Origin of the sequence: Pseudomonas sp. NPDC087814 (genome assembly GCF_044742865.1) — a bacterium.
GTDB lineage: Bacteria > Pseudomonadota > Gammaproteobacteria > Pseudomonadales > Pseudomonadaceae > Aquipseudomonas.
Genome location: NZ_JBIUVK010000006.1, coordinates 122,608 through 147,240 on the forward strand (window position 1 = coordinate 122,608; position 24,633 = coordinate 147,240).

At 61.6% G+C, this 24,633-nt stretch carries 24 protein-coding genes and 1 pseudogene; 14 read left to right on the top strand and 11 right to left on the bottom strand.

The genetic code is table 11. The features are described 5' to 3' along the window. Positions 1-15 precede the first annotated feature (15 nt). The 3 genes from ACIOMR_RS07655 to ACIOMR_RS07665 form a co-directional block, all read right to left on the bottom strand. A complete protein-coding gene (locus tag ACIOMR_RS07655; RefSeq protein WP_008434329.1) occupies positions 16-549 on the bottom strand; it encodes an REP-associated tyrosine transposase in 534 nt (177 codons plus the stop codon). Between the two features lie 88 nt (positions 550-637). Then, positions 638-838, bottom strand: coding sequence for a hypothetical protein (locus ACIOMR_RS07660; RefSeq protein ID WP_003209176.1), 201 nt, complete (start codon positions 836-838; stop codon positions 638-640). A 182-nt stretch (positions 839-1,020) separates the two neighbouring features. Continuing rightward, entirely contained in the window at positions 1,021-2,061 is a 1,041-nt protein-coding gene (locus tag ACIOMR_RS07665) for a low specificity L-threonine aldolase (protein WP_087694760.1), read from the bottom strand. A gap of 90 nt (positions 2,062-2,151) precedes the next feature. Between ACIOMR_RS07665 and ACIOMR_RS07670 the strand changes: the two genes are divergently transcribed. From ACIOMR_RS07670 to fdhA, 9 genes and pseudogenes are all read left to right on the top strand, one after another. Next, entirely contained in the window at positions 2,152-2,880 is a 729-nt protein-coding gene (locus ACIOMR_RS07670) for a TraX family protein (protein WP_401193221.1), read from the top strand. A gap of 18 nt (positions 2,881-2,898) precedes the next feature. Next, positions 2,899-2,985 (top strand): annotated as a pseudogene (locus ACIOMR_RS07675) (outer membrane lipoprotein carrier protein LolA); the annotation flags it as partial. Positions 2,986-3,139: 154 nt separating this feature from the next. Continuing rightward, positions 3,140-4,393, top strand: a complete 1,254-nt coding sequence (gene glyA, locus ACIOMR_RS07680; RefSeq protein WP_087694757.1) for a serine hydroxymethyltransferase — start codon at positions 3,140-3,142, stop codon at positions 4,391-4,393. Between the two features lie 22 nt (positions 4,394-4,415). Next, positions 4,416-5,666, top strand: a complete 1,251-nt coding sequence (locus ACIOMR_RS07685; RefSeq protein WP_401193224.1) for a sarcosine oxidase subunit beta — start codon at positions 4,416-4,418, stop codon at positions 5,664-5,666. 15 nt (positions 5,667-5,681) lie between these two features. Then, a complete protein-coding gene (locus ACIOMR_RS07690; protein ID WP_003209187.1) occupies positions 5,682-5,984 on the top strand; it encodes a sarcosine oxidase subunit delta in 303 nt (100 codons plus the stop codon). Further along, positions 5,981-8,998: a sarcosine oxidase subunit alpha gene (locus tag ACIOMR_RS07695; RefSeq protein WP_102604380.1), complete on the top strand. Its 3,018-nt coding sequence runs from the start codon at positions 5,981-5,983 to the stop codon at positions 8,996-8,998. Before ACIOMR_RS07690 ends, ACIOMR_RS07695 begins: the two co-directional genes overlap by 4 nt. A gap of 132 nt (positions 8,999-9,130) precedes the next feature. Further along, on the top strand, positions 9,131-9,763 hold the full coding sequence (locus ACIOMR_RS07700) for a sarcosine oxidase subunit gamma (RefSeq protein WP_008434339.1): 633 nt from the start codon (positions 9,131-9,133) through the stop codon (positions 9,761-9,763). 120 nt (positions 9,764-9,883) lie between these two features. Further along, the gene (gene purU / locus ACIOMR_RS07705; protein WP_003209192.1) at positions 9,884-10,741 is read left to right on the top strand and encodes a formyltetrahydrofolate deformylase; all 858 of its coding nucleotides are present in this window, start codon (positions 9,884-9,886) and stop codon (positions 10,739-10,741) included. A gap of 194 nt (positions 10,742-10,935) precedes the next feature. Beyond that, positions 10,936-12,135: a formaldehyde dehydrogenase, glutathione-independent gene (gene fdhA / locus ACIOMR_RS07710; protein WP_003209194.1), complete on the top strand. Its 1,200-nt coding sequence runs from the start codon at positions 10,936-10,938 to the stop codon at positions 12,133-12,135. Between the two features lie 65 nt (positions 12,136-12,200). Here fdhA and ACIOMR_RS07715 read toward each other — a convergent pair whose 3' ends face one another. From ACIOMR_RS07715 to ACIOMR_RS07725, 3 genes are all read right to left on the bottom strand, one after another. After that, positions 12,201-12,659 carry an anti-sigma factor domain-containing protein gene (locus ACIOMR_RS07715; RefSeq protein ID WP_003209196.1) on the bottom strand — a complete coding sequence of 153 codons (459 nt, stop codon included), beginning with the start codon at positions 12,657-12,659 and terminating at the stop codon, positions 12,201-12,203. Between the two features lie 84 nt (positions 12,660-12,743). After that, positions 12,744-13,421: an anti-sigma factor domain-containing protein gene (locus ACIOMR_RS07720; protein ID WP_401193230.1), complete on the bottom strand. Its 678-nt coding sequence runs from the start codon at positions 13,419-13,421 to the stop codon at positions 12,744-12,746. Next, positions 13,418-14,053 carry a sigma-70 family RNA polymerase sigma factor gene (locus ACIOMR_RS07725; protein ID WP_173882993.1) on the bottom strand — a complete coding sequence of 212 codons (636 nt, stop codon included), beginning with the start codon at positions 14,051-14,053 and terminating at the stop codon, positions 13,418-13,420. The genes ACIOMR_RS07720 and ACIOMR_RS07725 overlap by 4 nt, the downstream gene beginning before the upstream one ends. Positions 14,054-14,206: 153 nt before the next feature. Here ACIOMR_RS07725 and ACIOMR_RS07730 point away from each other — a divergent pair, with 153 nt between their 5' ends. Continuing rightward, positions 14,207-14,776 carry a DUF2780 domain-containing protein gene (locus ACIOMR_RS07730; protein ID WP_003209203.1) on the top strand — a complete coding sequence of 190 codons (570 nt, stop codon included), beginning with the start codon at positions 14,207-14,209 and terminating at the stop codon, positions 14,774-14,776. Here the strand turns inward: ACIOMR_RS07730 and ACIOMR_RS07735 are convergent. Further along, the gene (locus ACIOMR_RS07735; protein ID WP_087694754.1) at positions 14,773-15,660 is read right to left on the bottom strand and encodes an acyltransferase; all 888 of its coding nucleotides are present in this window, start codon (positions 15,658-15,660) and stop codon (positions 14,773-14,775) included. The genes ACIOMR_RS07730 and ACIOMR_RS07735 overlap by 4 nt on opposite strands. 173 nt (positions 15,661-15,833) lie before the next feature. On the opposite strand from ACIOMR_RS07735, the gene ACIOMR_RS07740 reads away from it, so the two are divergent. From ACIOMR_RS07740 to creD, 4 genes are read left to right on the top strand one after another with little or no spacing between them, the layout of a single operon-like run. Next, on the top strand, positions 15,834-16,334 hold the full coding sequence (locus ACIOMR_RS07740) for an ATP-dependent zinc protease (RefSeq protein WP_003209205.1): 501 nt from the start codon (positions 15,834-15,836) through the stop codon (positions 16,332-16,334). 9 nt (positions 16,335-16,343) lie between these two features. Beyond that, positions 16,344-17,012, top strand: a complete 669-nt coding sequence (gene creB / locus ACIOMR_RS07745) for a two-component system response regulator CreB (RefSeq protein ID WP_003209207.1) — start codon at positions 16,344-16,346, stop codon at positions 17,010-17,012. Further along, the gene (gene creC / locus ACIOMR_RS07750) at positions 17,012-18,451 is read left to right on the top strand and encodes a two-component system sensor histidine kinase CreC (protein ID WP_401193236.1); all 1,440 of its coding nucleotides are present in this window, start codon (positions 17,012-17,014) and stop codon (positions 18,449-18,451) included. Before creB ends, creC begins: the two co-directional genes overlap by 1 nt. 52 nt (positions 18,452-18,503) lie before the next feature. Continuing rightward, positions 18,504-19,853, top strand: a complete 1,350-nt coding sequence (creD, locus tag ACIOMR_RS07755) for a cell envelope integrity protein CreD (RefSeq protein WP_401193239.1) — start codon at positions 18,504-18,506, stop codon at positions 19,851-19,853. Between the two features lie 201 nt (positions 19,854-20,054). Here creD and ACIOMR_RS07760 read toward each other — a convergent pair whose 3' ends face one another. The 4 genes from ACIOMR_RS07760 to ACIOMR_RS07775 form a co-directional block, all read right to left on the bottom strand. Next, the gene (locus tag ACIOMR_RS07760; protein WP_008434349.1) at positions 20,055-20,684 is read right to left on the bottom strand and encodes a glutathione S-transferase; all 630 of its coding nucleotides are present in this window, start codon (positions 20,682-20,684) and stop codon (positions 20,055-20,057) included. A gap of 35 nt (positions 20,685-20,719) precedes the next feature. Further along, positions 20,720-20,896, bottom strand: a complete 177-nt coding sequence (locus tag ACIOMR_RS07765; protein ID WP_003209216.1) for a hypothetical protein — start codon at positions 20,894-20,896, stop codon at positions 20,720-20,722. Continuing rightward, positions 20,893-21,996 carry a PepSY domain-containing protein gene (locus ACIOMR_RS07770; protein ID WP_003209218.1) on the bottom strand — a complete coding sequence of 368 codons (1,104 nt, stop codon included), beginning with the start codon at positions 21,994-21,996 and terminating at the stop codon, positions 20,893-20,895. The genes ACIOMR_RS07765 and ACIOMR_RS07770 overlap by 4 nt, the downstream gene beginning before the upstream one ends. Before the next feature lie 62 nt (positions 21,997-22,058). Further along, the gene (locus ACIOMR_RS07775; RefSeq protein WP_134327433.1) at positions 22,059-24,488 is read right to left on the bottom strand and encodes a TonB-dependent siderophore receptor; all 2,430 of its coding nucleotides are present in this window, start codon (positions 24,486-24,488) and stop codon (positions 22,059-22,061) included. Positions 24,489-24,633: the final 145 nt, after the last annotated feature.

Genomic DNA, 24,633 nt, shown 5'->3' on the forward strand with positions numbered 1-24,633 from the left:
AGAGCGTGGGAACGATCAGGCCCAGCGCTGAATTTCAATCAGGCCATCCTGTCCTGCATAGTTGCGGGCGCTGGAATACCGCCAGTGCTCGGCCAAATCCACATAACCACGCTTCACAGGGTTGTGGTGAATGTAATCAAGCTTTTGGCGCATCACCGCTTCGCTGTACACCAACTCGGCGTGTGACCCCTCTTGCCATAGCTGATAAATCCGGTCCGTTTTATGCGCCCGTTTGCTGAAACGCAAACGCTGCAACACTCGCTCCGCTCCTCGTTTCTGCAGGTCGTCAATGATGGTTCGAGCGGTGAAGGATTTGAACTGGCTGACACATTTACCCAGGTCAGGTGCTTGAGCGACGAAGTGCAGATGGTTTTCGAGAACGACGTAGCCGTAGAGATTGAAATGTTCGTGGGTTTGTTGATATCGCCAGCAACTCAATAGGTGGCCGACAAGGTAGTCGCGGGTAAATAGCGGTGTCCATTCCATGACAGTGCATGTCAGGAAGTGTGGTTTTTCAGGTTCGGTAATGGTGTAGCGGCTTCTGCCCATCAATTCGTCCTTGAACCGTGGTGTGGCCTGGACGCGGAGCGTCCGGGGAGGCGTTCCCACGCAGAGCGTGGGAACGATCAGTTAGAGGTTATTGGGCATAGATATGCACGACGAAGTGCTGGCCGGATGCTGTCAGTTCATAGACCTTGTCAGTGATCCGCAATGTCCTCGTCGGTTCGCTGATGGTGTCACCGATTTTCGCGGATTTTCTGAATTCGTCCCAGTCGATGACGGTGGTGCTGATAGTGCCTTCGCCTAGCAAGTTGTTTCCGTAGCGTTGCGCTTCCATGGTATTGCCCTCTGCTGGATTTCCGTTTCCGGCCGATTATTCGGCTGGCGGTTAGTCCCGAAAGGCGGCCTTTTCCTTCCGGGTTCCAAGAGGCTAGTCAATGAAAACGAAGTTGGTTGCTGTCAGAAATATCAAAAAACAGTCTCGGCCTTTCGCCATTATCTTAGGGGCTGATGCCTACTTCAGGCGCTCATTACTTCCCGAATATCTGCGGCTAATTCTCTTACGCGCTCTTCCTCGGTATCCCACGCACACATGAACCGCGCGCCACCCTTGCCGATGAAGGTGTAGAAGCGCCAGCCCTTGGCCGTCAGCGCGGCAATTGCCGGTTCTGAGAGTTGCAGGAACACGCCGTTGGCCTGTACCGGGAACATCAACTCCACACCCGGAATATCCGCCACCAGGTTGCTGAGCAATTGTGCACAGTGGTTGGCGTGGCGGGCGTGTTTGAGCCAGGCGTCGTTTTCCAGCAGGCCCACCCACGGGGCGGAGAGGAAGCGCATCTTTGAGGCAAGCTGCCCGGCCTGTTTGCAGCGGTAGTCGAAGTCTTCGGCCAGCTTGTGGTTGAAGAACAGGATCGCTTCACCCACGGCCATGCCGTTCTTGGTGCCACCAAAGCACAGCACGTCGACCCCGGCTTTCCAGGTCAGGTCGGCCGGCGAGCAGCCGAGGAATGCGCAGGCGTTGGAGAACCTTGCGCCGTCCATGTGCAGGTTCAGCCCCAGTTCCTTGCAGGTGACGCTGATGGCGCGGATTTCTTCCGGGGTGTAGACGCTGCCGACTTCGGTGGCCTGGGTCAGGGTCACGACGCGGGGTTTCGGGTAGTGAATGTCCTGGCGCTTGAGGGCGATCTCGCGGATCGACTCCGGGGTCAGCTTGCCGTTTTCGGTGCGGGCGGTGAGCAACTTGGAACCGTTGGAGAAAAACTCCGGCGCGCCGCATTCGTCGGTTTCGACGTGGGCGGTTTCCGAGCAGATCACGCTATGGTAGCTCTGGCACAAGGAGGACAGCGCCAGGGAGTTGGCTGCGGTACCGTTGAAGGCGAAGAACACTTCGCAGTCGGTTTCGAACAGTTTGCGGAAACCGTCGGCGGCGCGGTGGGTCCATTCATCATCGCCATAGGCGCGTTGATGGCCCTGGTTGGCGAGTTCCATGGCGGCCCAGGCTTCCGGGCAGATGCCGGAATAGTTGTCGCTGGCGAATTGTTGGCTCTTGTCGGTCATGGCCCAGTCCTGTGGTCGATGTTGGTGCGCACTTTACCCAAGATTGTCGGGCGGGCGCACGCACTGTTAATGCAAAGTCATTGGGGAATTATGCACGGTTCTGAACGCGTTCCTGTAAGCCGCGTCCGCGATGGCGCCCTGGACCTGCTCAAGTGGCTGGCGCTGCTGAGTATGGTGCTGGACCACCTGCGGTATGTCGGTTTGAGCCTGGACGGGCTGTATGTGCCGGGGCGCCTGGCGTTCCCGTGGTTTTGCCTGGCGGTTGCGGCGAATTTGCATCGGGTCAAGGGCGCGCCGGTGACGGGGCAATGGCGCTATCTGAGCTGGTTGCTGCTGTTCAGTGTGATCAGTGAGGTGCCGTACCGGATGTTCATTGACGACGCCGATACGCTGAACGTGCTGCCGACCCTGGCGCTGGGTTTGCTGGTTGCCCGGGGATGGCAGCAGAAGACGGTTATTGATCGAGGATTGGCGTTGATCGCGCTGGTTTTGGCGGGGTTTTTCTCGGCGCAGCTGATGTTCGGTTTCTTTGGCGTACTGCTGCCGTTGGCGATGCTGCTGGTGTTTCGCCGGCCGTGGTACTTCAGCGTGCTGCCGGGTGTGGTGTGCCTGGCTGCCAATCAATGGCAGATCCTGCTCAATAGCGGCACGCTGGTGGCGATGCTGGGATTGGCGACATGCCTGATTGCGCCGCTGGCCGGATTGGTCTTGTTGCGACATGCCGGGCAGGTATCGCCACCGGCCATGCGGCGCTGGGCGTATGCGCTTTATCCGGCGCATTTCCTGCTGCTGCTACTCATTCGAAAGATCATCGCCTAACCCCTTGTAGGAGCGAGCTTGCTCGCGAAAAACGTCAACGATTACGAGGGCTGTCTGGATGCGCGCGGCGCCCTCAGGTTTTTCGCGAGCAAGCTCGCTCCTACAAATGCCGGGGGCCATGTCGTAAACGCACCTTTGCGTGGCGTCCATAGGCATTTGACCTCTCTGCGCCAGCCCTACCATCGCATCAAAGGGCCCCTCCGTCGTGCGGCGGCCCCAACAATACGATTGGCGCACCGCCGCCGCTGGGAGAGACGCGATGTTCAGCAAGCAAGACCAGATCCAGGGTTATGACGATGCACTGCTGGCGGCCATGAATGCCGAGGAGCAGCGCCAGGAAGATCATATCGAGCTGATCGCGTCAGAGAACTACACCAGCAAGCGTGTCATGGAAGCCCAGGGCAGCGGCCTCACCAACAAGTACGCCGAAGGTTACCCGGGCAAGCGTTACTACGGCGGCTGCGAACATGTGGACAAGGTTGAAGTGCTGGCCATCGAGCGCGCCAAGCAACTGTTCGGCGCCGACTACGCCAACGTGCAGCCGCACTCCGGTTCGTCCGCCAACAGTGCGGTGTACCTGGCGCTGTTGAACGCCGGTGACACCATCCTCGGCATGAGCCTGGCCCACGGCGGCCACCTGACCCACGGCGCCAAAGTGTCGTCCTCGGGCAAGCTGTACAACGCGGTGCAATACGGCATCGACACCAACACCGGGCTGATCGACTACGACGAAGTCGAGCGCCTGGCCGTGGAGCACAAGCCGAAGATGATCGTGGCGGGTTTCTCCGCCTACTCCAAGACCCTGGATTTCCCGCGCTTTCGCCAGATCGCCGACAAGGTCGGTGCGCTGCTGTTCGTCGACATGGCCCACGTCGCCGGCCTGGTGGCCGCCGGTCTGTACCCGAACCCGCTGCCCTACGCCGATGTGGTCACCACCACCACCCACAAGACCCTGCGCGGTCCACGTGGCGGGTTGATCCTGGCCAAGTCCAACGAAGAAATTGAAAAGAAACTCAACTCTGCGGTATTCCCGGGCGCCCAGGGCGGCCCGCTGATGCACGTGATCGCCGGCAAGGCGGTGTGCTTCAAGGAAGCCCAGGAACCAGGTTTCAAGGCCTATCAACAGCAAGTGATCGACAACGCCCAGGCCATGGCCGGCGTGTTTATCAAACGCGGCTACGATGTAGTGTCCGGCGGTACCGATAACCACCTGTTCCTGGTCAGCCTGATCCGTCAGGGCCTCACCGGCAAAGAGGCGGACGCCGCCCTCGGTCGCGCCCACATCACCGTCAACAAGAACGCCGTGCCCAACGACCCGCAGTCGCCGTTCGTGACCTCGGGCCTGCGTATCGGCACGCCGGCGGTGACCACTCGCGGCTTCAAAGTGACCCAATGCCTGGAGTTGGCCGGCTGGATCTGCGACATCCTCGACAACCTCGGCGACGCCGATGTGGAGGCCAACGTCGCCAAGCATGTGGCCGCCCTGTGCGCTGATTTCCCGGTTTATCGCTGAGCGCGGTTTTGGAGTAATGACTATGCAACGCTACTCGGGCTTCGGCCTCTTCAAGCACTCACTCAGCCACCACGAAAACTGGCAGAAAATGTGGCGCACGCCCACCCCTAAAAAGGTCTACGACGTGGTCATCGTCGGCGGCGGCGGGCATGGTCTGGCGACGGCTTACTACCTGGCCAAGGAGCACGGCATCACTAACGTGGCCGTGGTCGAGAAAGGCTGGCTGGGCGGCGGTAACACCGCGCGCAACACCACCATCGTGCGGTCCAACTACCTGTGGGACGAGTCGGCGCACCTGTACGAACACGCGATGAAACTCTGGGAAGGTTTGTCCCAGGATTTGAACTACAACGTGATGTTCTCCCAGCGTGGCGTCTACAACCTGTGCCACACCCTGCAGGATATCCGTGACTCCGAGCGTCGCGTCAGCGCCAACCGCCTCAACGGTGTGGACGGCGAACTGCTCAACGCCAAACAAGTGGCCGACGAGATCCCGTACCTCGACTGTTCCAAGAACACTCGCTACCCGGTCATGGGCGCCACCGTGCAACGGCGCGGCGGCGTTGCCCGTCACGATGCCGTGGCCTGGGGCTTTGCCCGCGCCGCTGACGCACTGGGCGTGGACCTGATCCAGCAGACCGAAGTCATCGGTTTCCGCAAGGAAAACGGTGTGTGCATCGGCGTGGAAACCAACAAAGGCTTCATCGGTGCCAAGCGCGTCGGCGTGGTGACCGCCGGTAACTCCGGCCACATGGCATCCCTGGCGGGCTTCCGCCTGCCGATCGAATCCCACCCGCTGCAAGCACTGGTGTCGGAGCCGATCAAACCCATCATCGACAGCGTGATCATGTCCAACGCCGTGCACGGTTACATCAGCCAGTCCGACAAGGGCGACATGGTGATCGGCGCCGGTATCGACGGCTACAACGGCTATGGCCAGCGCGGCTCGTACCCGGTGATCGAGCACACCATCCAGGCCATCGTCGAGATGTTCCCGGTGCTGTCCCGCGTGCGCATGAACCGCCAGTGGGGCGGCATCGTCGACACCACGCCGGATGCCTGCCCGATCATCTCCAAGACCCCGGTCCCGAACATGTTCTTCAACTGCGGTTGGGGCACCGGTGGTTTTAAAGCGACTCCAGGCTCAGGCAACGTATTTGCCGCGAGCCTCGCCAAGGGTGAAATGCACCCGTTGGCTGCACCTTTCTCCATCGACCGTTTCCACAACGGTGCGCTGATCGACGAACACGGCGCTGCGGCCGTCGCCCACTAACAGGAGAAATTCCCTATGTTGCATATCTTCTGTCCTCACTGTGGCGAACTGCGCTCCGAAGAGGAATTCCACGCCTCCGGCCAAGCGCACATCCCGCGCCCACTGGACCCGAACACCTGCACCGACGAGGAGTGGGGCGACTACATGTTCTTTCGCGACAACCCGCGCGGCCTGCACCACGAACTGTGGATTCACGCTGCCGGTTGCCGCCAGTATTTCAACGCGACCCGCGACACCGTGACCTACGAAATTCTTGAAACCTACAAGATAGGCACCAAGCCGCAATTCACCGCCAAGGCTTCTGGAGAGAAGGTATGAGCCAGATCAATCGCCTGTCCAACGGTGGCCGGATCGACCGCAACAAAGCCCTGAGCTTCACCTTCAACGGCCAGAGCTACAAAGGCTTTGAAGGCGACACATTGGCCGCTGCGCTGCTGGCCAACGGCGTCGACATCATCGGTCGCAGCTTCAAGTATTCCCGCCCGCGCGGCATCTTCGCCGCCGGTGCCGAAGAGCCGAACGCGGTGCTGCAGATCGGCGCCACCGAAGCCACGCAAATCCCCAACGTGCGCGCCACGCAACAGGCGCTGTACCAGGGTTTGGTCGCCACCAGCACCAACGGCTGGCCGAGCGTGAACAACGACATGATGGGCATTCTCGGCAAGGTTGGCGGCAAGCTGATGCCGCCGGGTTTCTACTACAAAACCTTCATGTACCCGCAATCGTTCTGGATGACTTACGAGAAGTACATCCGTAAGGCAGCCGGTCTTGGCCGCTCGCCGACCGAGAACGATCCGGACACCTACGACTACATGAACCGTCATTGCGACGTGCTGATTGTGGGCGCGGGCCCTGCCGGCCTGGCGGCTGCGTTGGCCGCCGCCCGCAGTGGCGCCCGGGTGATCATCGCGGACGAGCAGGAAGAATTCGGCGGCTCCCTGCTGGACTCCCGCGAAAGCCTCGATGGCAAGCCTGCGGCCGAGTGGGTTGCCAGTGTGATTGCTGAACTCAAGGCCCTGCCGGACGTGGTGCTGCTGCCTCGCGCCACCGTCAACGGTTACCACGACCATAACTTCCTGACCATTCACGAACGCCTCACCGACCACCTCGGTGACCGTGCACCGATTGGCCAGGTGCGTCAGCGTATCCACCGGGTTCGCGCCAAGCGCGTGGTGTTGGCCACTGGTGCGTGCGAGCGTCCGCTGGTGTACGGCAACAACGACGTACCGGGCAACATGCTGGCGGGAGCGGTCTCCACTTACGTGCGTCGCTACGGCGTGGCACCGGGCAAGAAGCTGGTGCTGTCCACCAACAACGATCACGCCTACCGCGTGGCGCTGGACTGGTTCGACGCCGGCCTCAGCGTTGTCGCCGTAGCCGATGCCCGCCACAATCCACGGGGCGCGCTGGTTGAAGAGGCGCGTGCCAAAGGCATTCGCATCCTCACCGGCAGCGCCGTGATCGAGGCCCGTGGCAGCAAGCACGTCACTGGCGCCCGTGTTGCGGCCATCGATGTCAAAGCTCATAAAGTCACCAGCCCCGGCGAGTGGCTGGAGTGCGACCTGGTCGCCAGCTCCGGCGGCTACAGCCCGGTGGTCCACCTGGCCTCGCACCTGGGCGGCAAGCCGACCTGGCGTGAAGACATCCTCGGTTTTGTACCGGGCGAAGCACCGCAGAAACGCGTGTGCGTCGGTGGCATCAATGGCGTCTACGGCCTCGGCGATTCCCTGGCCGACGGTTTTGAAGGTGGCGTGCGCGCTGCCAGCGAAGCCGGGTTTGCGCCGGTGGAAGGTACGCTGCCCAAAGCCTTGAGCCGTCTGGAAGAACCGACCCTGGCGCTGTTCCAGGTACCTCACGAGAAAGCTACCGCACGGGCGCCGAAGCAATTTGTCGACCTGCAGAATGACGTCACCGCGGCCGCCATCGAACTCGCCACCCGCGAGGGTTTCGAGTCGGTGGAGCACGTCAAGCGCTACACCGCACTGGGCTTCGGCACTGACCAGGGCAAGCTCGGCAACGTCAACGGCCTGGCCATCGCGGCCCGTTCGCTGAACGTGACTATCCCGCAGATGGGCACCACCATGTTCCGCCCCAACTACACGCCGGTGACCTTCGGCGCGGTAGCAGGCCGCCACTGTGGGCACATCTTCGAGCCGGTGCGCTACACCGCGCTGCAAGCCTGGCACGTGAAAAACGGCGCCGAGTTTGAGGACGTCGGCCAGTGGAAACGCCCATGGTATTTCCCGCGCAACGGTGAAGACCTGCACGCCGCGGTGAAGCGCGAATGCCTGGCCGTGCGTGACAGCGTCGGCCTGCTGGACGCGTCCACCCTCGGCAAGATCGACATCCAGGGCCCGGATGCCCGCGAGTTCCTCAACCGCATCTACAGCAACGCCTGGACCAAGCTCGACGTGGGCAAGGCCCGCTACGGCCTGATGTGCAAGGAAGACGGCATGGTCTTCGACGACGGCGTGACTGCCTGCCTCGCCGACAACCACTTCCTGATGACCACCACCACCGGCGGCGCAGCACGCGTACTCCAGTGGCTGGAAATCTACCAGCAGACCGAATGGCCGGACCTCAAGGTGTACTTCACCTCGGTCACCGACCACTGGGCAACCATGACCTTGTCCGGCCCCAACAGCCGCAAACTGCTGAGCGAAGTCACCGACATCGACCTGGACAAGGACGGCTTCCCGTTCATGACCTGGAAAGAAGGCCTGGTTGGCGGCGTGCCGGCGCGGGTGTTTCGGATTTCGTTTACCGGTGAGCTGTCGTACGAAGTCAACGTGCAGGCCGACTACGCCATGGGCGTGCTCGAGAAAATCGTCGAGGCCGGCAAGCAGTACAACCTGACCCCGTACGGCACCGAAACCATGCACGTGCTGCGGGCCGAGAAGGGTTTCATCATCGTTGGCCAGGATACCGACGGCTCGATGACCCCGGACGACCTGAACATGGGCTGGTGTGTAGGCCGCACCAAACCGTTCTCGTGGCTCGGCTGGCGCGGGATGAATCGCGAGGATTGCGTGCGTGAAGACCGCAAGCAGCTTGTCGGACTCAAGCCGATCGACCCGAACGTGTGGCTGCCGGAAGGCGCGCAGTTGGTGTTCGACGCCAAGCAGACGATCCCGATGAAGATGGTCGGCCACGTCACCTCCAGTTATGCCCACAACTCCCTCGGTTATTCGTTTGCCATGGGCGTGGTGAAGGGCGGCTTGAAGCGCATCGGCGAGCGGGTGTTTGCACCGCTGGCGGATGGCAGCGTGATCGAGGCGGAGATTGTTTCTTCGGTGTTCTTTGATCCTAAAGGCGATCGTCAGAACATCTGACACCTGATCGTTCCCACGCTCCGCGTGGGAATGCATCCCGGGGCGCTCTGCGCCCCAAGAGCGGACGCAGAGCGTCCATGGCGGCATTCCCACGCAGAGCGTGGGAACGATCAAATTCAACACAGGTGCTTTATGACAGCAGCCAATGTTTACCAACAACGCCCCACCTCCGGAGCCAAGGCCGAGTCGTCGCTGCACCATGCCGACCTCGCCAGCCTGGTAGGCAAGGGCCGCAAGAATGCCGGCGTGACCGTGCGTGAAAAGAAACTGCTGGGCCACCTGACCATTCGTGGCGATGGCCATGACGCAGCCTTCGCCGCCGGTGTGCACAAAGCCTTGGGTATCGAATTGCCCGGTGCCCTGCAAGTCATCGTCAAGGGTGAGACCAGCCTGCAATGGCTCGGTCCGGATGAGTGGTTGCTGGTAGTGCCAGGCGGTGAGGAATTCGCCGCCGAGCAAAGTTTGCGTGAGGCGCTGGGTGATTTGCATATCCAGGTCGTCAACGTCAGCGGCGGCCAGCAGATTCTCGAACTCAGCGGCCCGAACGTGCGCGATGTGCTGATGAAATCCACCAGCTACGACGTGCACCCCAACAGCTTCCCGGTGGGCAAGGCGGTGGGCACGGTGTTTGCCAAGTCGCAATTGGTGATTCGCCATACTGCTGAAGACACCTGGGAGCTGGTGATTCGTCGCAGCTTCTCGGATTACTGGTGGCTGTGGTTGCAGGATGCGGCGGCTGAGTATGGTTTAAGCGTCCAGGCCTGATCGTTCCCACGCTCCGCGTGGGAATGCATCCCGGGGCGCTCTGCGTCCCAAGAGCGGACGCAGAGCGTCCATTGCGGCGTTCCCACGCAGAGCGTGGGAACGATCAAGGAGTCACGAATAATGAGCCGCGTACCCGATACATGGATTTTGACCGCCGACTGCCCCAGCGTGCTCGGCACGGTGGACGCGGTCACTCGCTACCTGTTCGAGCAGGGCTGCTACGTCACTGAGCACCACTCCTTCGATGACCGGCTCTCGGGCCGGTTCTTCATCCGCGTGGAGTTCCGCCAGCCTGACGGTTTTGACGAACAAGCCTTCCGCGATGGCCTGGCCACCCGTGGCGAAGCGTTCGGCATGATCTTCGAACTGACCGCGCCGAACTACCGGCCGAAAGTGGTGATCATGGTCTCCAAGGCCGATCACTGCCTCAACGATTTGCTCTACCGCCAGCGCATCGGCCAACTGTCGATGGACGTGGTCGCCGTAGTCTCCAACCACCCGGACCTCAAGCCCCTGGCCGACTGGCACCAGATTCCGTATTACCACTTTCCCCTGGACCCCAACGACAAGCCGTCGCAGGAGCGCCAGGTGTGGCAGGTGATCGAAGAGTCCGGCGCCGAGCTGGTGATTCTTGCGCGCTACATGCAAGTGCTGTCGCCGGAGCTGTGCCGCAAGCTTGACGGTAAAGCCATCAACATCCACCACTCCCTGCTGCCCGGTTTCAAGGGCGCCAAGCCGTATCACCAAGCCTACAACAAGGGGGTGAAACTGGTGGGCGCCACTGCGCATTACATCAATAACGATTTGGACGAAGGCCCGATCATCGCCCAGGGCGTGGAGGTGGTGGACCACAGTCACTATCCGGAAGATTTGATTGCCAAGGGACGGGATATCGAAGGCCTGACCCTGGCCCGGGCCGTGGGGTATCACATTGAGCGGCGGGTGTTCTTGAACGCCAATCGGACAGTGGTGCTCTGATGGACGCCTTCGCGAGCAAGCCCGCTCCCACATTCGACCGCATTTCAAAGGTAGGACTCGGTCAACTGTGGGAGCGGGCTTGCTCGCGAAGAGGCCCTTACTAACAACGCAAAAACAGCATCTGTACCCGAGCACTTAAACGCGCTGCCTGCCTGGGCAACGCGGTTCCATAAAAACAACAGCGAGGTGAAAGCATGTCTGGTAATCGTGGTGTCGTGTATCTCGGCAACGGCAAGGTCGAAGTACAGAAAATCGACTATCCCAAAATGCAGGACCCCCGTGGCAGGAAGATTGAGCACGGCGTCATCCTGCGCGTGGTCTCCACCAACATCTGCGGCTCCGACCAACACATGGTGCGCGGCCGCACCACTGCCCAGACCGGCCTGGTCCTGGGCCACGAAATCACCGGCGAAGTGATCGAGAAGGGCAGCGACGTCGAGAACCTGAAAATCGGCGACCTGGTGTCCGTGCCGTTCAACGTGGCGTGCGGTCGTTGCCGTTCCTGCAAAGAGCAACACACCGGCGTGTGCCTGACCGTCAACCCGGCCCGTGCCGGTGGCGCCTACGGCTATGTCGACATGGGCGACTGGACTGGCGGCCAGGCCGAATATGTGCTGGTGCCTTACGCCGACTTCAACCTGTTGAAACTGCCGGACCGCGACAAGGCCATGGAGAAAATCCGCGACCTGACTTGCCTCTCCGACATCCTGCCCACCGGCTACCACGGCGCAGTCACTGCGGGCGTTGGCCCGGGCAGCACGGTCTACATCGCCGGTGCCGGTCCGGTAGGCCTGGCGGCTGCCGCTTCCGCTCGCCTGCTGGGCGCTGCGGTGGTGATCATCGGTGACGTCAACCCGATCCGCCTGGCCCACGCCAAGGCCCAGGGTTTTGAAATTGCCGACCTGTCGAAAGACACCCCGCTGCACGAACAGATCGCTGCGTTGCTGGGCGAGCCGGAAGTGGATTGCGCCGTCGATGCCGTGGGTTTCGAAGCGCGTGGCCATGGTCATGAAGGGGCCAAGGCAGAGGCTCCGGCCACCGTGCTCAACTCGTTGATGGGCGTGGTGCGGGTGGCTGGCAAAATCGGTATTCCGGGCCTGTACGTGACAGAAGACCCGGGTGCCGTGGATGCCGCTGCAAAAATGGGCAGCCTGAGCATTCGTTTCGGCCTGGGCTGGGCCAAGTCCCACAGCTTCCACACCGGGCAAACCCCTGTGATGAAGTACAACCGCCAACTGATGCAGGCGATCATGTGGGACCGTATCAACATTGCCGACATCGTCGGTGTGGAAGTCATCAGCCTGGATGACGCGCCACGCGGTTACGGTGAGTTCGATGCGGGCGTGCCGAAGAAGTTTGTGATTGATCCGCACAAGTTGTTCAGCGCGGCTTAAATCGCGGGCAATTAAAAAGGCGACCTCAGGGTCGCCTTTTTTGCATCTGCGGTTGGGTGGGAGAATCAGCGAATCGCCAAAGCCCCCTGATACACCGTTGGCCCCGTCGGCTGCTTGCTCACCGAGCCACCCTTGGTTTCCGAACTGACCATCAGTGTCACCGGCTTGCTGATCGACTCCTGCTGGCGAGGGTTGATGCCGATAATGCCTTTGCCGTCTTCCGGCAGCAGGCCCAGCGACACTGGCGTGCCGTCAGCCGGAACCGCCCACAGCTCCAGGCTTTGGTCCGGAGCCGGTGCCGTGGCGGCAATCGGCTGCACTTCGAGGTAATCCTTGTGGGCCACGATCTGCGTGGCCGGTTGCTGGGTGGTGTTCACCAGCAGCGCGGCAGCCTTGACGCTGTCCTGGGTGTAGAGGGCGCCGCCGACGCCTGCCACTATCACCAAACAGGCGCCGACGAACAGGCGTGGGCGGTTCCAGAATGAAGGCTTGTGCTCAATCACTTGGGGGTTGATCGCAGTCATTAGGCTCTTCCTGACATGTTTTGTAGTCTTTCATGGACCCAGTTAACGGCGATCGGTTCCTCATCCGTCGTATTGAGCCTCGGATCAGAGTGATGCCAATTGGCCCTGATACAGCACTGGCCCGGTGGGTTGTCCGGTCGGCGAGCCCCCCTCAGGCTCAAGGCTCACTGCCAGGGTCAGCGGCGCCGTCAGCAGCGCCTGGTGTTCTTTGCTCAACTGGATTCGGCCGTTACCCGACACCGGCAACAACCCCAGGGAGATGGGTTTGCCGCCTGCCGGGATTGCCCACAGTTCCAACGCGCGGGCCGGCTCCACGGCCGCCAGGGTCAGCGGTTCCACTTGCAGGTGATCCGCGTAGGCCTGGATCTTCAGCGCCGGCTGCTGATCAGCCGCCACCAGCGTGGCGTTGTACTCCACCCCAAGATCGCGCTGGTACAACACACCCACCAATACCGCGATCACCACCCCGCACGCCGCTACCAGCAAGCGCAGGTTCATCCAGAACGGTTTCTTCGCCGGCATATGCAGCACTTGCGGCTCAATGCGCGCCTTGATCCCTTCCCATACGTGGTCCGGCACCGGCCGTTCAGGCAGCGGCCCGGTGAGGCTGGCGAGGGCATCCTGCCAGTGCCCGAGTTCGACGCGCAGCGCCGCGTCATCCCGCAGCAGCGCTTCAAAGCGCCGGCGGGCGGTGGCAGGCATCAGCCCGATGGCGTAGTCAGCCCCCAGGGCGCGGCGCAGGGCGGTGGTCTGGTAGTTCATGATTCAAGGCACCTGCGCAAGCGCTCCATGCCGCGGCGAATCCAGGATTTGACCGAGCCCAGGGGCGCGGCCAGATGTTCGGCCAATTCCGAGCACGACAAGCCCTGGAAGTAAGCCACGGTGATCGATTGACGCTGCATGCCTTCGAGGCTGTCGAGGCAGCGGTTCAGGGCGAGGGCTTCACGCTCGCTGTCGAGCTGTTCATGGGCGCTGGGGCTTTCGTCGGCCGTGGCGTCCTCCTGGCCTTCGTTCAAGGGTTGTTCGCGGTGTTTGCGCAACTGGTCTATCGCCAGGTTGCGGGTGATATTGACCATCCAGGTCATGGGCGCCGACAGATGGGCCTCATAGCGTGACGCGTTGTACCAGATGCGCACGAAGCTTTCCTGCAACACCTCCTCGGCCAGATCCTTGCGACCCATGAAACGCAAGGCAACACCATGCAAACGCGGGGAAACGCTGCGATAGAGCGTTTCGAACGCCTGGCGATTACCCAGTGAACACTGGGCCAGCAATTGCCGTAGCTGATCTGCATCGTGGGTCGAAATAGGGCTTCTCCAGGCGCTTGCAACAGGGCGATGGGACGGCGCACGGTAAAGAGGGCAGGCTGAGGTTAGTCCAGCTTGGGCATTCATTCCATCTACCTCCGTGCGGCTCGTGGTGGATATACGCAGCGCAAGGCGCATCGGATGCAGAGGTTTTCTGAACTAATCTGCAGGGAGGGAACAATCCTTCGGCGTACCCAGTCAAACTCCTGCTTTTTGCGCTTACTTTCAGAGGTTGTCTTGATGAAGATTTCACGCGGTTTTGCCCTGTCCTGCCTGTTGACCGTGGCGGCCAGCCCGGTATTTGCGGCAGGTTTCAGCCTCGGCGACGTGGCCAATGCCGTGTCCGGTGCACAAGGTGGCGACAAGGCAGCAGCGGCTGCACCCACTTCACAGACCGCTGGTCTGCTGCAGGCACTGACCTCGCAATTGAACGTGACCCCTGAGCAGGCCGTTGGTGGTACCGGCGCAATGCTGGGCCTGGCCAAGAATAAATTGGGCGGCGGTGATTACTCGCAACTGACCAAAAGCGTACCGGGCCTGGACAAGCTCTCCGGCAGCAACTCCCTGGGCAGCCTCGGCGCCCTGAGCGGCATGCTCGGCCAGAGCGGCGGCAGCAAGACCTCGGGCCTGGACGGCGTGTTGGGTAACGTGAAGAACACCAACGACCTGAACACCGCGTTCAGCGCGCTGGGCATGGACAGTGGGATGGTTGGCCAGTTTGCGCCGGTTATCCTGAAATACCTGGGCGGCCAGGGCGCCAGCGAATCGGTGCTGGGCAAACTGGCTTCGGCCTGGGGCACTGGCGGCTAAGGCCGCTCCGCGCGCAGTTGGGCGATGCGCGCATCCTTCTCCCTCCAGAGCTGGTTGACCCAGTTCTGGACGGTCTGGCGAAACGCCGGATCGTTCTCGTAATCCCCCTGCCACAACGCCGGATCCAGCTCTCGGGTACGGATATCCACGATCACCTTCGGCACCGCACCACTGATCAAGTCCCAGAAGCCCGGAATGTTTTCCTGTGGATAAACCACGGTGACGTCGAGCACCGCATCCAGCTGTTCACCCAACGCCGCGAGCACGAACGCCACGCCACCCGCCTTGGGCTTGAGCAGGCGCTCGAAGGGTGAAGCCTGCTGTTTGCGCTTGGCCGGGGTGAACCGCGTGCCTTCCAGGTAATTCACCACGGTGACCGGCTGGCGCTTGAACAACTCGCAGGCCTCTTTGGTGATTTTCAGGTCCTGGCCTGCCAGTTCCGGGTGTTTGGCCAGGAATGCCTTGCTGTAGCGCTTCATGAACGGGTAATCGAGTGCCCACCAGGCCAGGCCCAGGAAGGGTACCCAGATCAGTTCCTTTTTCAGGAAGAACTTGAAGAACGGCGTGCGCCGGTTGAGGGCCTGGATCAGTGCGGGGATGTCGACCCAGGATTGATGGTTGCTGATCACCAGGTAAGAAGTGTCACCCCGCAGGTCGCCGCCGCCGCGAATGTCCCATTGGGTAGGGATGCACAGGGCGAAGATCAGCTTGTCGATCTCGGCCCAGGTTTCGGCGATCCACATGACGGCCCAGGACGCATAGTCACGAAAGCGACCGGGGGCCACCAGCTTGAGCAGGGCAAACACCATCAGCGGCCCGAACAGCACCAGGGTGTTGAGCAACAGCAGCAATGTGACGAAACAGCCGGTGAGCAGGCGGCGCATAAGTAACTCTTGGAATCATTTTTGGCCCGCCATGATAAGCAGCTTGGGCCTGGAGACCAAATCGCAAATAAGCTTACGAATGTTTCACAGCGGGCTGGGTATGCTCTGTGATCTAACTAAGCAGCGAATTTGCAGTCTAGAATTGGCCCACTTATTTCAAGGAAACCTCCTACGTGAAATCCATCCTTGCCCTGCTAACGCTGGTGGCCTTGCCTGTCATGGCCGCTGAGCCGACCCTTTACGGTCGCTACGAATACATCCAACTGCCGGAAATCGGTGAGACCTTCAAGGCCAAGATGGACACCGGCGCGCTGACTGCCTCGCTGTCGGCCCGGGACATCGAGACGTTCACCCGTGATGGCGACGACTGGGTACGCTTCCGCCTCGGCGGCAAGGACGCCACCAACAAGGTGTACGAGCACAAGGTTTCGCGCATCAGCAAAATCAAGAGCCGCGCCGACGAAGATGACGACAAGGACGAAGCCACCGTGGCCAAGCGCCCGGTGATCGACCTGGAAATGTGCCTGGGCAACGTCAAGCGCACTGTCGAGGTCAACCTCACCGACCGCAGCAGCTTCAACTACCCGCTGCTGATCGGCGCCAAGGCCCTGCGTGAATTCGGCGCTGCGGTAAACCCGGCCCGCCGTTACACTGCGGACAAACCGGACTGCTGACGGAACACCATGGCGCATATCCTGATTGTCGAAGACGAAGCGGCTATCGCTGACACGCTGATTTTCGCCCTGCAAGGCGAGGGCTTCACCACCACCTGGTTGAGCCTCGGCCAGGCGGCGCTGGCCCATCAGCGGCAAACCCCGGCGGACCTGGTCATCCTCGACATCGGCCTGCCGGACATCACCGGCTTTGAAACCTGCAAACAACTGCGGCGCTTCAGCGAAGTGCCGGTGATGTTCCTCAGCGCCCGGGACGGCGAGATCGACCGCGTGGTGGGTCTTGAGATCGGCGCTGACGACTATGTAGTCAAGCCGTTCAGCCCGCGGGAAGTGGCAGCGCGGGTACGGGCCATTCTCAAACGCGTGGGCCCCGGTGCTGCTCCGGCGGTGTTCCAGGTGGACCTGGAGCGCATGCAGATCAGTTATCGCGGCCAGCCCCTGAGCCTCACTCGCCATGAATTCCGTCTGCTGCACAGCCTGTTGGAGCAACCCGAGCGCGTGTTCAGCCGCGAGCAACTGCTGGATGCGGTGGGCGTGGCGGCGGACGCAGGCTACGAGCGCAATATCGACAGCCATATCAAAAGCGTGCGCAGCAAATTGCGCGCGGTGGCGCCCGAGGCGGAGCCCATCCAGACCCACCGTGGCCTGGGCTACAGCTACAGCCCGGGCAACAGCTGATGCGCCTGGGGATTCGGTTCTTCCTGGTGTACGCATTGTTTATCGGCCTGACCGGCTACTTCGTACTCAGCACCGTGATGAAGGAAATCCGCCCCGGCGTGCGCCAGTCCACCGAAGAAACCCTGGTGGACACCGCCAACCTGCTGGCGGAAATCCTGCGCGACGATGTGAAGAACGGCACCCTCGGCCAGAGCCACTGGCCCGAACTGCTCAAGGCCTACGGTGAGCGTCAGCCCGGCGCGAATATCTGGGGCCTGCCGAAAAACCAGGTCAACCACCGCATCTACGTCACCGACGCCAAGGGCATCGTGTTGCTGGACTCCACCGGCGAGGCGGTGGGCGAGGACTATTCGAAGTGGAACGATGTGTACCTGACCCTGCGCGGCGAATACGGTGCGCGCTCGACCCGCAGCGAACTGGACGACCCTGCCTCGTCGGTGATGCACGTCGGCGCGCCGATCCGCGATAACGGGCAGATCATCGGTGTGGTCACCGTGGCCAAGCCCAACAGCTCGTTGCAGCCGTATGTGGATCGCACCGAAGACCGGTTGCTGTGGTACGGCGCCGGGCTGGTCGCCCTGGGCTTGCTGTTTGGTGCGCTGTTGTCGTGGTGGTTGAGTGTCGCACTGCGCCGGCTGACGGCGTACGCCCAGGCGGTGAGTGAAGGCCGGCGTGCCGAGTTGCCGCACTATCGCGGTGGTGAACTGGAGCAGTTGTCCACCGCCGTGGAACACATGCGCACCCAGCTGGAAGGCAAGGCGTACGTGGAACGTTATGTGCACACCCTGACCCACGAATTGAAAAGCCCGCTGGCGGCGATTCGTGGTGCGGCGGAGCTGTTGCAGGGCGACATGTCCCGTGACCAGCAGCAGCGTTTCGTGAGCAATATCGACAGTGAAAGTGCGCGCTTGCAGCAGTTGATCGAACGCCTGCTGAACCTGGCGCAGGTGGAGCAGCGCCAGGGCCTTGAGGACCAGGCCAGCCTGTCCTTGGCGGCGCTGGTGGACGAAGTGCTCAGAGCTCAATGTGCGCGCATTGAAGGCGCCGGGTTGCAGGTCGAGCAGGCGATTGACGCGGATCTGCAGGTGTACGGCGAGCCGTTCCTGCTGCGCCAGGCACTGGGTAACCTGCTGGAAAACGCACTGGATTTCACACCGCCCGGTGGCACATTGCGGTTCAGCGCCAAGGCCTTGGATGACGGGATCGAATTCACCCTGTTCAACCAGGCCGACGCCATTCCCGAGTACGCGTTGCCGCGCCTGAGCGAGCGCTTCTATTCCCTGCCGCGCCCGGCCAGCGGGCGCAAGAGCACCGGCCTTGGGCTCAATTTTGTCGAAGAGGTGATGAAGCTGCACGGCGGCTCACTGCAGATCGGCAACGTGCCCGGCGGCGTGCAGGTAAAACTGCATCTCCACACAGTCTCCACATTCCCTTCATAAATCCCCCTTAAGCGCCCGCCAGACTCTCCCCCATCAAAACAGGGAGAGCTTCATGAACCGCAATCTGCTTTTCAAATTGGGCGCCATCGCGCTGCTGATCGTGCTGTTGTTGATTCCGTTGCTGATGATCCACGGGGTGATTACCGACCGTCAGCAACTGCGCGACGACGTCTTGCAGGATATCGCCCGCAGTTCCAGCTACAGCCAGCGCCTCAATGGCCCGGTGCTGGTGGTGCCTTATCGCAAGACCGTCCGGGAGTGGAAGCTCAATGAAAAGCTCAACGAACGCTACGAAGAAACCCGCGAGGTGCGTGGTCATCTGTATTTCCTGCCGGAGCAATTTGCCCTCGACGGGCAGGTGCAAACCGAAGTGCGGGCCCGGGGCATTTACCAGGCACGGTTGTTCCGCGCCGACAGCCGTATCAGTGGGCGGTTTGTGTTGCCGGAGCAGTGGGGCATCACGGAAAACTTTGCCGATTACCGCTTTGACCCGGCGTATCTGGCAGTGGGTATCAGCGACATTCGCGGCATCGAAAATGCGTTGAAGCTGGAGCTGGGCAGCCAGCAACTGGCGTTTTCCCCGGGCACTCAAGTGGCTTGGCTGGGGGAGGGTGTGCACGTGATGCTGCCCGAGCAGGACAGCCACAATCCGTCACCTTTTGACTTCGCCTTTGACCTGCGCCTGCAAGGAACCGAGCAGTTGCAAGTGGTGCCGGTGGGCAAGACCAGCCAGGTCAAGCTCGCGTCCAACTGGCCGCACCCCAGCTTTATCGGCAACTTCCTGCCGACCCAGCGCGAGGTCACCGCCCAAGGCTTCAGCGCCAATTGGCAGACCACGTTCTTCTCCACCAACCTGGAAGAAGCACTGCGCGGTTGCCTGGCCGAGCGCGGCTGTGACGACTTCAACAGCCGCAGCTTCGGCGTGAGCTTTATCGACCCGGTGGACCAGTACCTCAAGAGTGACCGGGCGATCAAATATGCGCTGTTGTTTATCGCCCTGACGTTTGCCGGTTTCTTTCTGTTCGAGGTGCTCAAGAGCCTGGCGGTGCACCCGATCCAGTACGCGCTGGTGGGGTTTGCCCTGGCGTTTTTCTACCTGCTGCTGTTGTCGTTGTCCGAGCACATCGGGTTTGGCCCGGCTTACCTGATATCGGCGGCGGCCTGTGTGTTGTTGATCGGGTTTTACGTCTGCCATGTGCTGCGCAGTGTCGCCCATGGCCTGGGGTTTTCAGCAGGGTTGGCGGCGTTGTATGGCTTGCTGTACGGGTTGCTGAGTGCCGAGGATTACGCGTTGTTGATGGGCTCGTTGCTGCTGTTCGGGTTGCTGGGCACGGTGATGGTGCTGACCCGCAAGCTGGATTGGTATGGCGTGGGCAAACGCAAGGAGGTGGGTGATGAGTAGGTCGTTGGGGTTGCGGGAAGATCAGCAAGAGGGCGCGCAGTTAGTGGTGAGGATCAACGCGCTGTTCCCTTTGGCCCGGGAGCTTTTTGTGGCGAGGGAGCTTGCTCCCGCTGGGCTGCGCAGCGGCCCCAAAAATCCTGGGAGCGCTTCGCACTCCAGCGGGAGCAAGCTCCCTCGCCACAGAGGGGTCCTTGCAGCAGGTTAGGCCGGTGGCTGGGTCTGGAGCATCGACGGCCGCTGACTCACCTCGGCATACCACGCCGCCAGCTTCGGATGGCTCGACCGCCACTGCATGTCCGGGTGGCGGAAGTCCAGATAAGCCAGTGCACACGCCACGCTGATCGCGGCCACGTCAAACGGCCCGGCCAGTTCGGCGATGGCGTCCTGTTCGAGCATGTCGAGGGCGCGGCGGATCTTGTCGCGCTGGCCTTCCAGCCACAGGTCCCAATGTTTTTCCTCGGGGCGCATGGCGGTTTCATAACGCACCAGTACGGCGGCATCCATGATGCCGTCGGCGGTCGAGGCCAGGGTCAGGCGCCGCCAGCGGGCCGGGCCGTTCCGGGGGATCAGTGGAGTCCCGGTGTGTTGGTAGTCGAGGTAATCGAGGATCACCCGGCTGTCGTGCAGCGCATTGCCGTCGGCCAGGCGCAGGGCGGGGATCTTGCCCAGCGCGTTGTCCTGGATCACGTCGGCGTCAGGCTTGACAGGCGTCGGCACGCAGGCGTGCAAGGTCACGCGGTCCAGTTGACCGGTCTCGTGCAACAACACCCGTACTTTGCGCACAAACGGCGAGGCAGGGTTGTGGAACAACGTCATGCTGGGGGTGGACATGGGCATTCCTCGGAAAAGGGCAGCGCTAATCTATCTCAACGCTTGAGCAACGCCCAGCTACCTATGGCGGCCGGAATGCCCAGCCCCACCCAGCTCAGCGAATCCCACAAGCCGTCCCCCAGCAATGCCGCAAACAATCCGGCAGCACTCAACAACCCGATGGCCAGCGGAATGCCGAATACCTTCCAGAAACTCGATTGCCTCGGCTTCATGACTTGGCCGCCTTGCGCCGCACCAGCCACAGGTACACGCCACTGCCCAGGACGATGATGGTCAGCACATCCAGCACCGCCCACAGGATCTTCATCGGCATGCCGCCGTAGTCACCGAAGTGCAGCGGCTGGGACATGCCCATGGCGTCCATGTACCACGGCCGTTCGGCGATGGCGGTGACGTGCAGGTTGCTGGCGTCGATCAATACCGGCGTCAGCAGGTGTGAAGTCAGGTGGGTGCTGCCTTTCATGAACACCGCGTAGTGATGCTCGCTGGAGAAACGCGTGCCGGGGAACGCGATAAAGTCCGGCTCCATCCCGGGCGCGGCCTTGGCGGCAATCGTCAGCAGGTCGGTGGCGGGGGCGCGCAGGGTCAGCGGCGGGGCGTTTTTGTAAGGCTCGATCATTGCGCTGAGGCTGTCGGTGCGCCACGCGGCGATGATCAGGTCGGCGCAGGCGCTGATCACGCCGGTCACGCCCACTACCAGCGCCCAGGTCAGGGTGACCACGCCGATCAGGTTGTGCAGGTCGAGCCAGCGCAGGCGCGTGGATTTGTCCTGGCGCACGGTGGCGAATTTCAGCCGGCGCATGAACGGCAGGTACAACACCGTGCCGGAGATGATCGCCAGCACAAACAGAATGCCCATGAACGCCAGCAGCAACTTGCCCGGCAGCCCGGCGAACATATCGACGTGCAGGCGCAGCAGGAACATCGTCAGCCCGCCGTTGGCCGAAGGCGTTTCCACGGCCTCGCCGGTGCGGGCGTCGAGCATGAAGGTGTGGGAGGAATTGGGTTCGGTGCCGGCGGTGGCGGCCATGATCGCGATCACGCCGTTCTTGTCGTCTTCGTCCCAGGCCAGGTATTGCATGGCTTCGCCGGGGCGATGGGCCTGGGCTTTGGCAACAAGCTGTTCGAGGTTCAGCTGTGGGGTATCGGCGGGCATCTGTGCCAGCTCGGGTTCGTTGCCCAGCAGGTGGTCGATCTCGTGGTGAAAGATCAACGGCAGGCCGGTGAGGGCGAGCAGCAGCAGGAATACGGTGCAGACGAGGCTGGTCCAGGTGTGGATGAAGGACCAGCGGCGGATGGTTTTGCTTTTCATTTTCTAGCCTTCAGACACACCGAAGCCGCCCACGGGGGCGGCCCGGTTGTTAACTCAGCCGATTACCACTGGTAGGTGGCACTGGCGACGACGCTGCGTTGGTCGCCGTAGTAGCAGTAGGAAGCATCGCAGGTGGAAATGTAGTCCTTGTCGAACAGGTTGGTGGCATTCAGTTTCACCGAAGCCCCTTTGAGGCTGTTGTCCAGGCGGCCGAGGTCGTAATGCACGGAGGCATCGAACACGGTGTAGGCATTGGCCTTGCCCAGCCAGGTGTTGCCCTGGTCGCCATAGGTATTGCCGGTGTAGCGGGCACCCGCGCCAATGCCGAAACCGTCGAGCACACCGGCGTGCCAGGTGTAGTCGGTCCACAGTGAGGCTTGCTGGTTTGGCATCAGTTGCAGGCGGTTACCTTTGTATTGGCCTTTTTGCACTTCGGATTTGGCCAGGGTGTATGCAGCGATGACCTTAAGGTTCTCGGTCACGTCAGAGACGGCTTCCAATTCCAGGCCCTTGACCTTCACTTCGCCGGTCTGGTTGGTGATCGACTGGCCACCGGCGCCGAAGCTGGTAACCAGCACGTTCTTTTGGGTCAGGTCGTACACCGCGGCGCTCAGCAGGGTATTTGAGCCGGGTGGTTGGTACTTGACCCCCAATTCCCATTGCTTGCCTTCGGTGGGTTTGTACGACTCGGTTGGCGAGACGCTGGCGTTACTCGCTGGCTGGAACGATTCGGCGTAGGAGAGGTACGGAACGAAGCCCGAATCGAACACATAGCTCAGCGCGGCGTTGCCACTGAAGTTCTTGCTGCGGTCGGTATTGGTTGCATCGTTTTTGTTGAAGTAGGTGGTGCCTTGGTGCACCCAGTCTTCACGCCCGCCAAGAGTCAGGCGCCACTTGTCCAGGGCCATCTGGTCCTGGGCGTAAAGGCCAGTCTGGATGGTTTTCTGGTTGTAGTCGTAATAAGCGGTGGAGCGCGCCGGACGCACCACCGGCTTGGTGTTGACGGGGTTGTAGAGGTTGACTGTGCCGCCGTCACCGAAGATCGACAGGTACGAGGTGTCGGTGCGCTGGTGATCCAGGCCGAGCAACAGCGTGTGGGTGATATCACCGGTGGCGAAGTCAGCCTGGAAATTGTTGTCGACGGCGAACTGGCCGATGTTTTCGTCGACGTTGGTCGACCCGCGGCTGGTATTGCCCTCGGCATCAATGGTCGAGTAACCGTAGGAACCCACGGTCAGTTGCTGGAAAGCCAGCTCCGACTTGGTGTAACGCAGGTTCTGCTTGAACTGCCAGGTATCGTTGAAGCGATGCTCGAAGGCGTAGCCCAGCGCGTAGTAGGTGCGGTCGTAGTACTCGTAGTCCGGGTCGCCAAGGTTCTTGTGATGAGAGATGTCCCCCAGCGGCGATTTGATCTTGGTGCCGACAATGGGCAGGAACTGACTGGTGGCGCCGGTATCGTCGCGGGTGAACTGCGACAGGAACGTCAGCTTGGTGTCGGTATCAATATTCCAGGTCAGGCTGGGGGCGATGTTGTAGCGCTTGTTGTCGATGTGATCGACCTGGGTGCCGGCGTCGCGCACCACACCGCTGAGGCCGTAGAGAAACTGGCCTTCATCATCGATCTTGCCGGTGCTGGCGAAGTTGATCTGGCGGTAGTTGTCGCTGCCGTACTGCACCTGGATGGCATTGCTCGATTCAGCGCTGGGGCGGCGGCTGACCATATCCAGCAGGCCACCCGGTGGCGTCTGGCCGTAGACCGACGAGGCCGGCCCACGCAGCAGCGCAAGGCGGTCGAGGTTCCAGGTTTCGGCTTTCGGGTTGGCATACACGCCGCGTGGCAGCGGCAGGCCGTCGAGGAACTGGGTGGGTTCGAAGCCGCGTACACGCATCCAGTCGTAGCGGGTGTCACTGCCGTAGCTGGCGGACACGATGCCGGGCATGTATTTGACGGCGTCATCCAGGTTCTGGACGTTGCGGTCCTGCATTTGCTGGCGAGTGGCGACGGAGATCGAACGCGGGGCTTCGACCAGTGCGGTATCGGTCTTGGTGCCGGCAGCGGTGCGGGTCGCCAGGTAACCATCAACCGGCCCCCATGCGCTTTCCGCGTCGGCCTGGCCGGTAATGCTGGTCTCCGGCAATGCCACGACCCCATCCGGGATCGCTACCAGGCTGAACGTGCCTGCACTGCTTTGCTCCAGTTGCAGCCCGGTCCCGCGCAACGCTTCACGCAATGCGCCTTGTGCATCGAATTGCCCTTTTACCGGCGCGGAAGTCTTGCCCGCTGCCAACCCCGGGTTCAGCGTCAGCGCCAAACCGGCCTGGCTGGCGATCTGGTTCAGGGTGGTGGCCAGCGACGCTGCCGGCAGATTGTAGGCGCGCACACTGGACGCTTGTTCGGCGGCGAGCAACTGGGTGCTGGCCAGCGGAGCGCTGAGGGCAATGGCCACGGCCAACAGGCTGGGGCGCAACAAGGTGTCTAGTGTGCGGGACATAGGGCGGCTCCTGAATGGAAATATTTCTCAATTGCCTATGTGCCGAGCGAGATGCAAAAAGTGATAGGGCTCGATGAAAATAATTTCTATTAGTGGGTGAGTGCTGTTTTTGAGGGCCTCATCGCAGGCAAGCCAGCTCCCACAG

What these genes read in the sequence shown, in the direction of transcription:
- ACIOMR_RS07665 (WP_087694760.1), bottom strand. Translation starts at nt 2,061, where the DNA reads ATGACCGACAAGAGCCAACAATTCGCCAGCGACAACTATTCCGGCATC.
- ACIOMR_RS07715 (WP_003209196.1), bottom strand. Translation starts at nt 12,659, where the DNA reads ATGACTGCGATCAACCCCCAAGTGATTGAGCACAAGCCTTCATTCTGG.
- ACIOMR_RS07735 (WP_087694754.1), bottom strand. Translation starts at nt 15,660, where the DNA reads ATGCGCCGCCTGCTCACCGGCTGTTTCGTCACATTGCTGCTGTTGCTC.
- ACIOMR_RS07775 (WP_134327433.1), bottom strand. Translation starts at nt 24,488, where the DNA reads ATGTCCCGCACACTAGACACCTTGTTGCGCCCCAGCCTGTTGGCCGTG.
- ACIOMR_RS07690 (WP_003209187.1), top strand. Translation starts at nt 5,682, where the DNA reads ATGTTGCATATCTTCTGTCCTCACTGTGGCGAACTGCGCTCCGAAGAG.
- ACIOMR_RS07760 (WP_008434349.1), bottom strand. Translation starts at nt 20,684, where the DNA reads ATGTCCACCCCCAGCATGACGTTGTTCCACAACCCTGCCTCGCCGTTT.
- ACIOMR_RS07770 (WP_003209218.1), bottom strand. Translation starts at nt 21,996, where the DNA reads ATGAAAAGCAAAACCATCCGCCGCTGGTCCTTCATCCACACCTGGACC.
- ACIOMR_RS07730 (WP_003209203.1), top strand. Translation starts at nt 14,207, where the DNA reads ATGAAGATTTCACGCGGTTTTGCCCTGTCCTGCCTGTTGACCGTGGCG.
- ACIOMR_RS07660 (WP_003209176.1), bottom strand. Translation starts at nt 838, where the DNA reads ATGGAAGCGCAACGCTACGGAAACAACTTGCTAGGCGAAGGCACTATC.
- ACIOMR_RS07685 (WP_401193224.1), top strand. Translation starts at nt 4,416, where the DNA reads ATGCAACGCTACTCGGGCTTCGGCCTCTTCAAGCACTCACTCAGCCAC.
- ACIOMR_RS07720 (WP_401193230.1), bottom strand. Translation starts at nt 13,421, where the DNA reads ATGAACTACCAGACCACCGCCCTGCGCCGCGCCCTGGGGGCTGACTAC.
- creD (WP_401193239.1), top strand. Translation starts at nt 18,504, where the DNA reads ATGAACCGCAATCTGCTTTTCAAATTGGGCGCCATCGCGCTGCTGATC.
- fdhA (WP_003209194.1), top strand. Translation starts at nt 10,936, where the DNA reads ATGTCTGGTAATCGTGGTGTCGTGTATCTCGGCAACGGCAAGGTCGAA.
- glyA (WP_087694757.1), top strand. Translation starts at nt 3,140, where the DNA reads ATGTTCAGCAAGCAAGACCAGATCCAGGGTTATGACGATGCACTGCTG.
- ACIOMR_RS07695 (WP_102604380.1), top strand. Translation starts at nt 5,981, where the DNA reads ATGAGCCAGATCAATCGCCTGTCCAACGGTGGCCGGATCGACCGCAAC.
- ACIOMR_RS07670 (WP_401193221.1), top strand. Translation starts at nt 2,152, where the DNA reads ATGCACGGTTCTGAACGCGTTCCTGTAAGCCGCGTCCGCGATGGCGCC.
- ACIOMR_RS07765 (WP_003209216.1), bottom strand. Translation starts at nt 20,896, where the DNA reads ATGAAGCCGAGGCAATCGAGTTTCTGGAAGGTATTCGGCATTCCGCTG.
- ACIOMR_RS07655 (WP_008434329.1), bottom strand. Translation starts at nt 549, where the DNA reads ATGGGCAGAAGCCGCTACACCATTACCGAACCTGAAAAACCACACTTC.
- creB (WP_003209207.1), top strand. Translation starts at nt 16,344, where the DNA reads ATGGCGCATATCCTGATTGTCGAAGACGAAGCGGCTATCGCTGACACG.
- purU (WP_003209192.1), top strand. Translation starts at nt 9,884, where the DNA reads ATGAGCCGCGTACCCGATACATGGATTTTGACCGCCGACTGCCCCAGC.
- creC (WP_401193236.1), top strand. Translation starts at nt 17,012, where the DNA reads ATGCGCCTGGGGATTCGGTTCTTCCTGGTGTACGCATTGTTTATCGGC.
- ACIOMR_RS07725 (WP_173882993.1), bottom strand. Translation starts at nt 14,053, where the DNA reads ATGAATGCCCAAGCTGGACTAACCTCAGCCTGCCCTCTTTACCGTGCG.
- ACIOMR_RS07700 (WP_008434339.1), top strand. Translation starts at nt 9,131, where the DNA reads ATGACAGCAGCCAATGTTTACCAACAACGCCCCACCTCCGGAGCCAAG.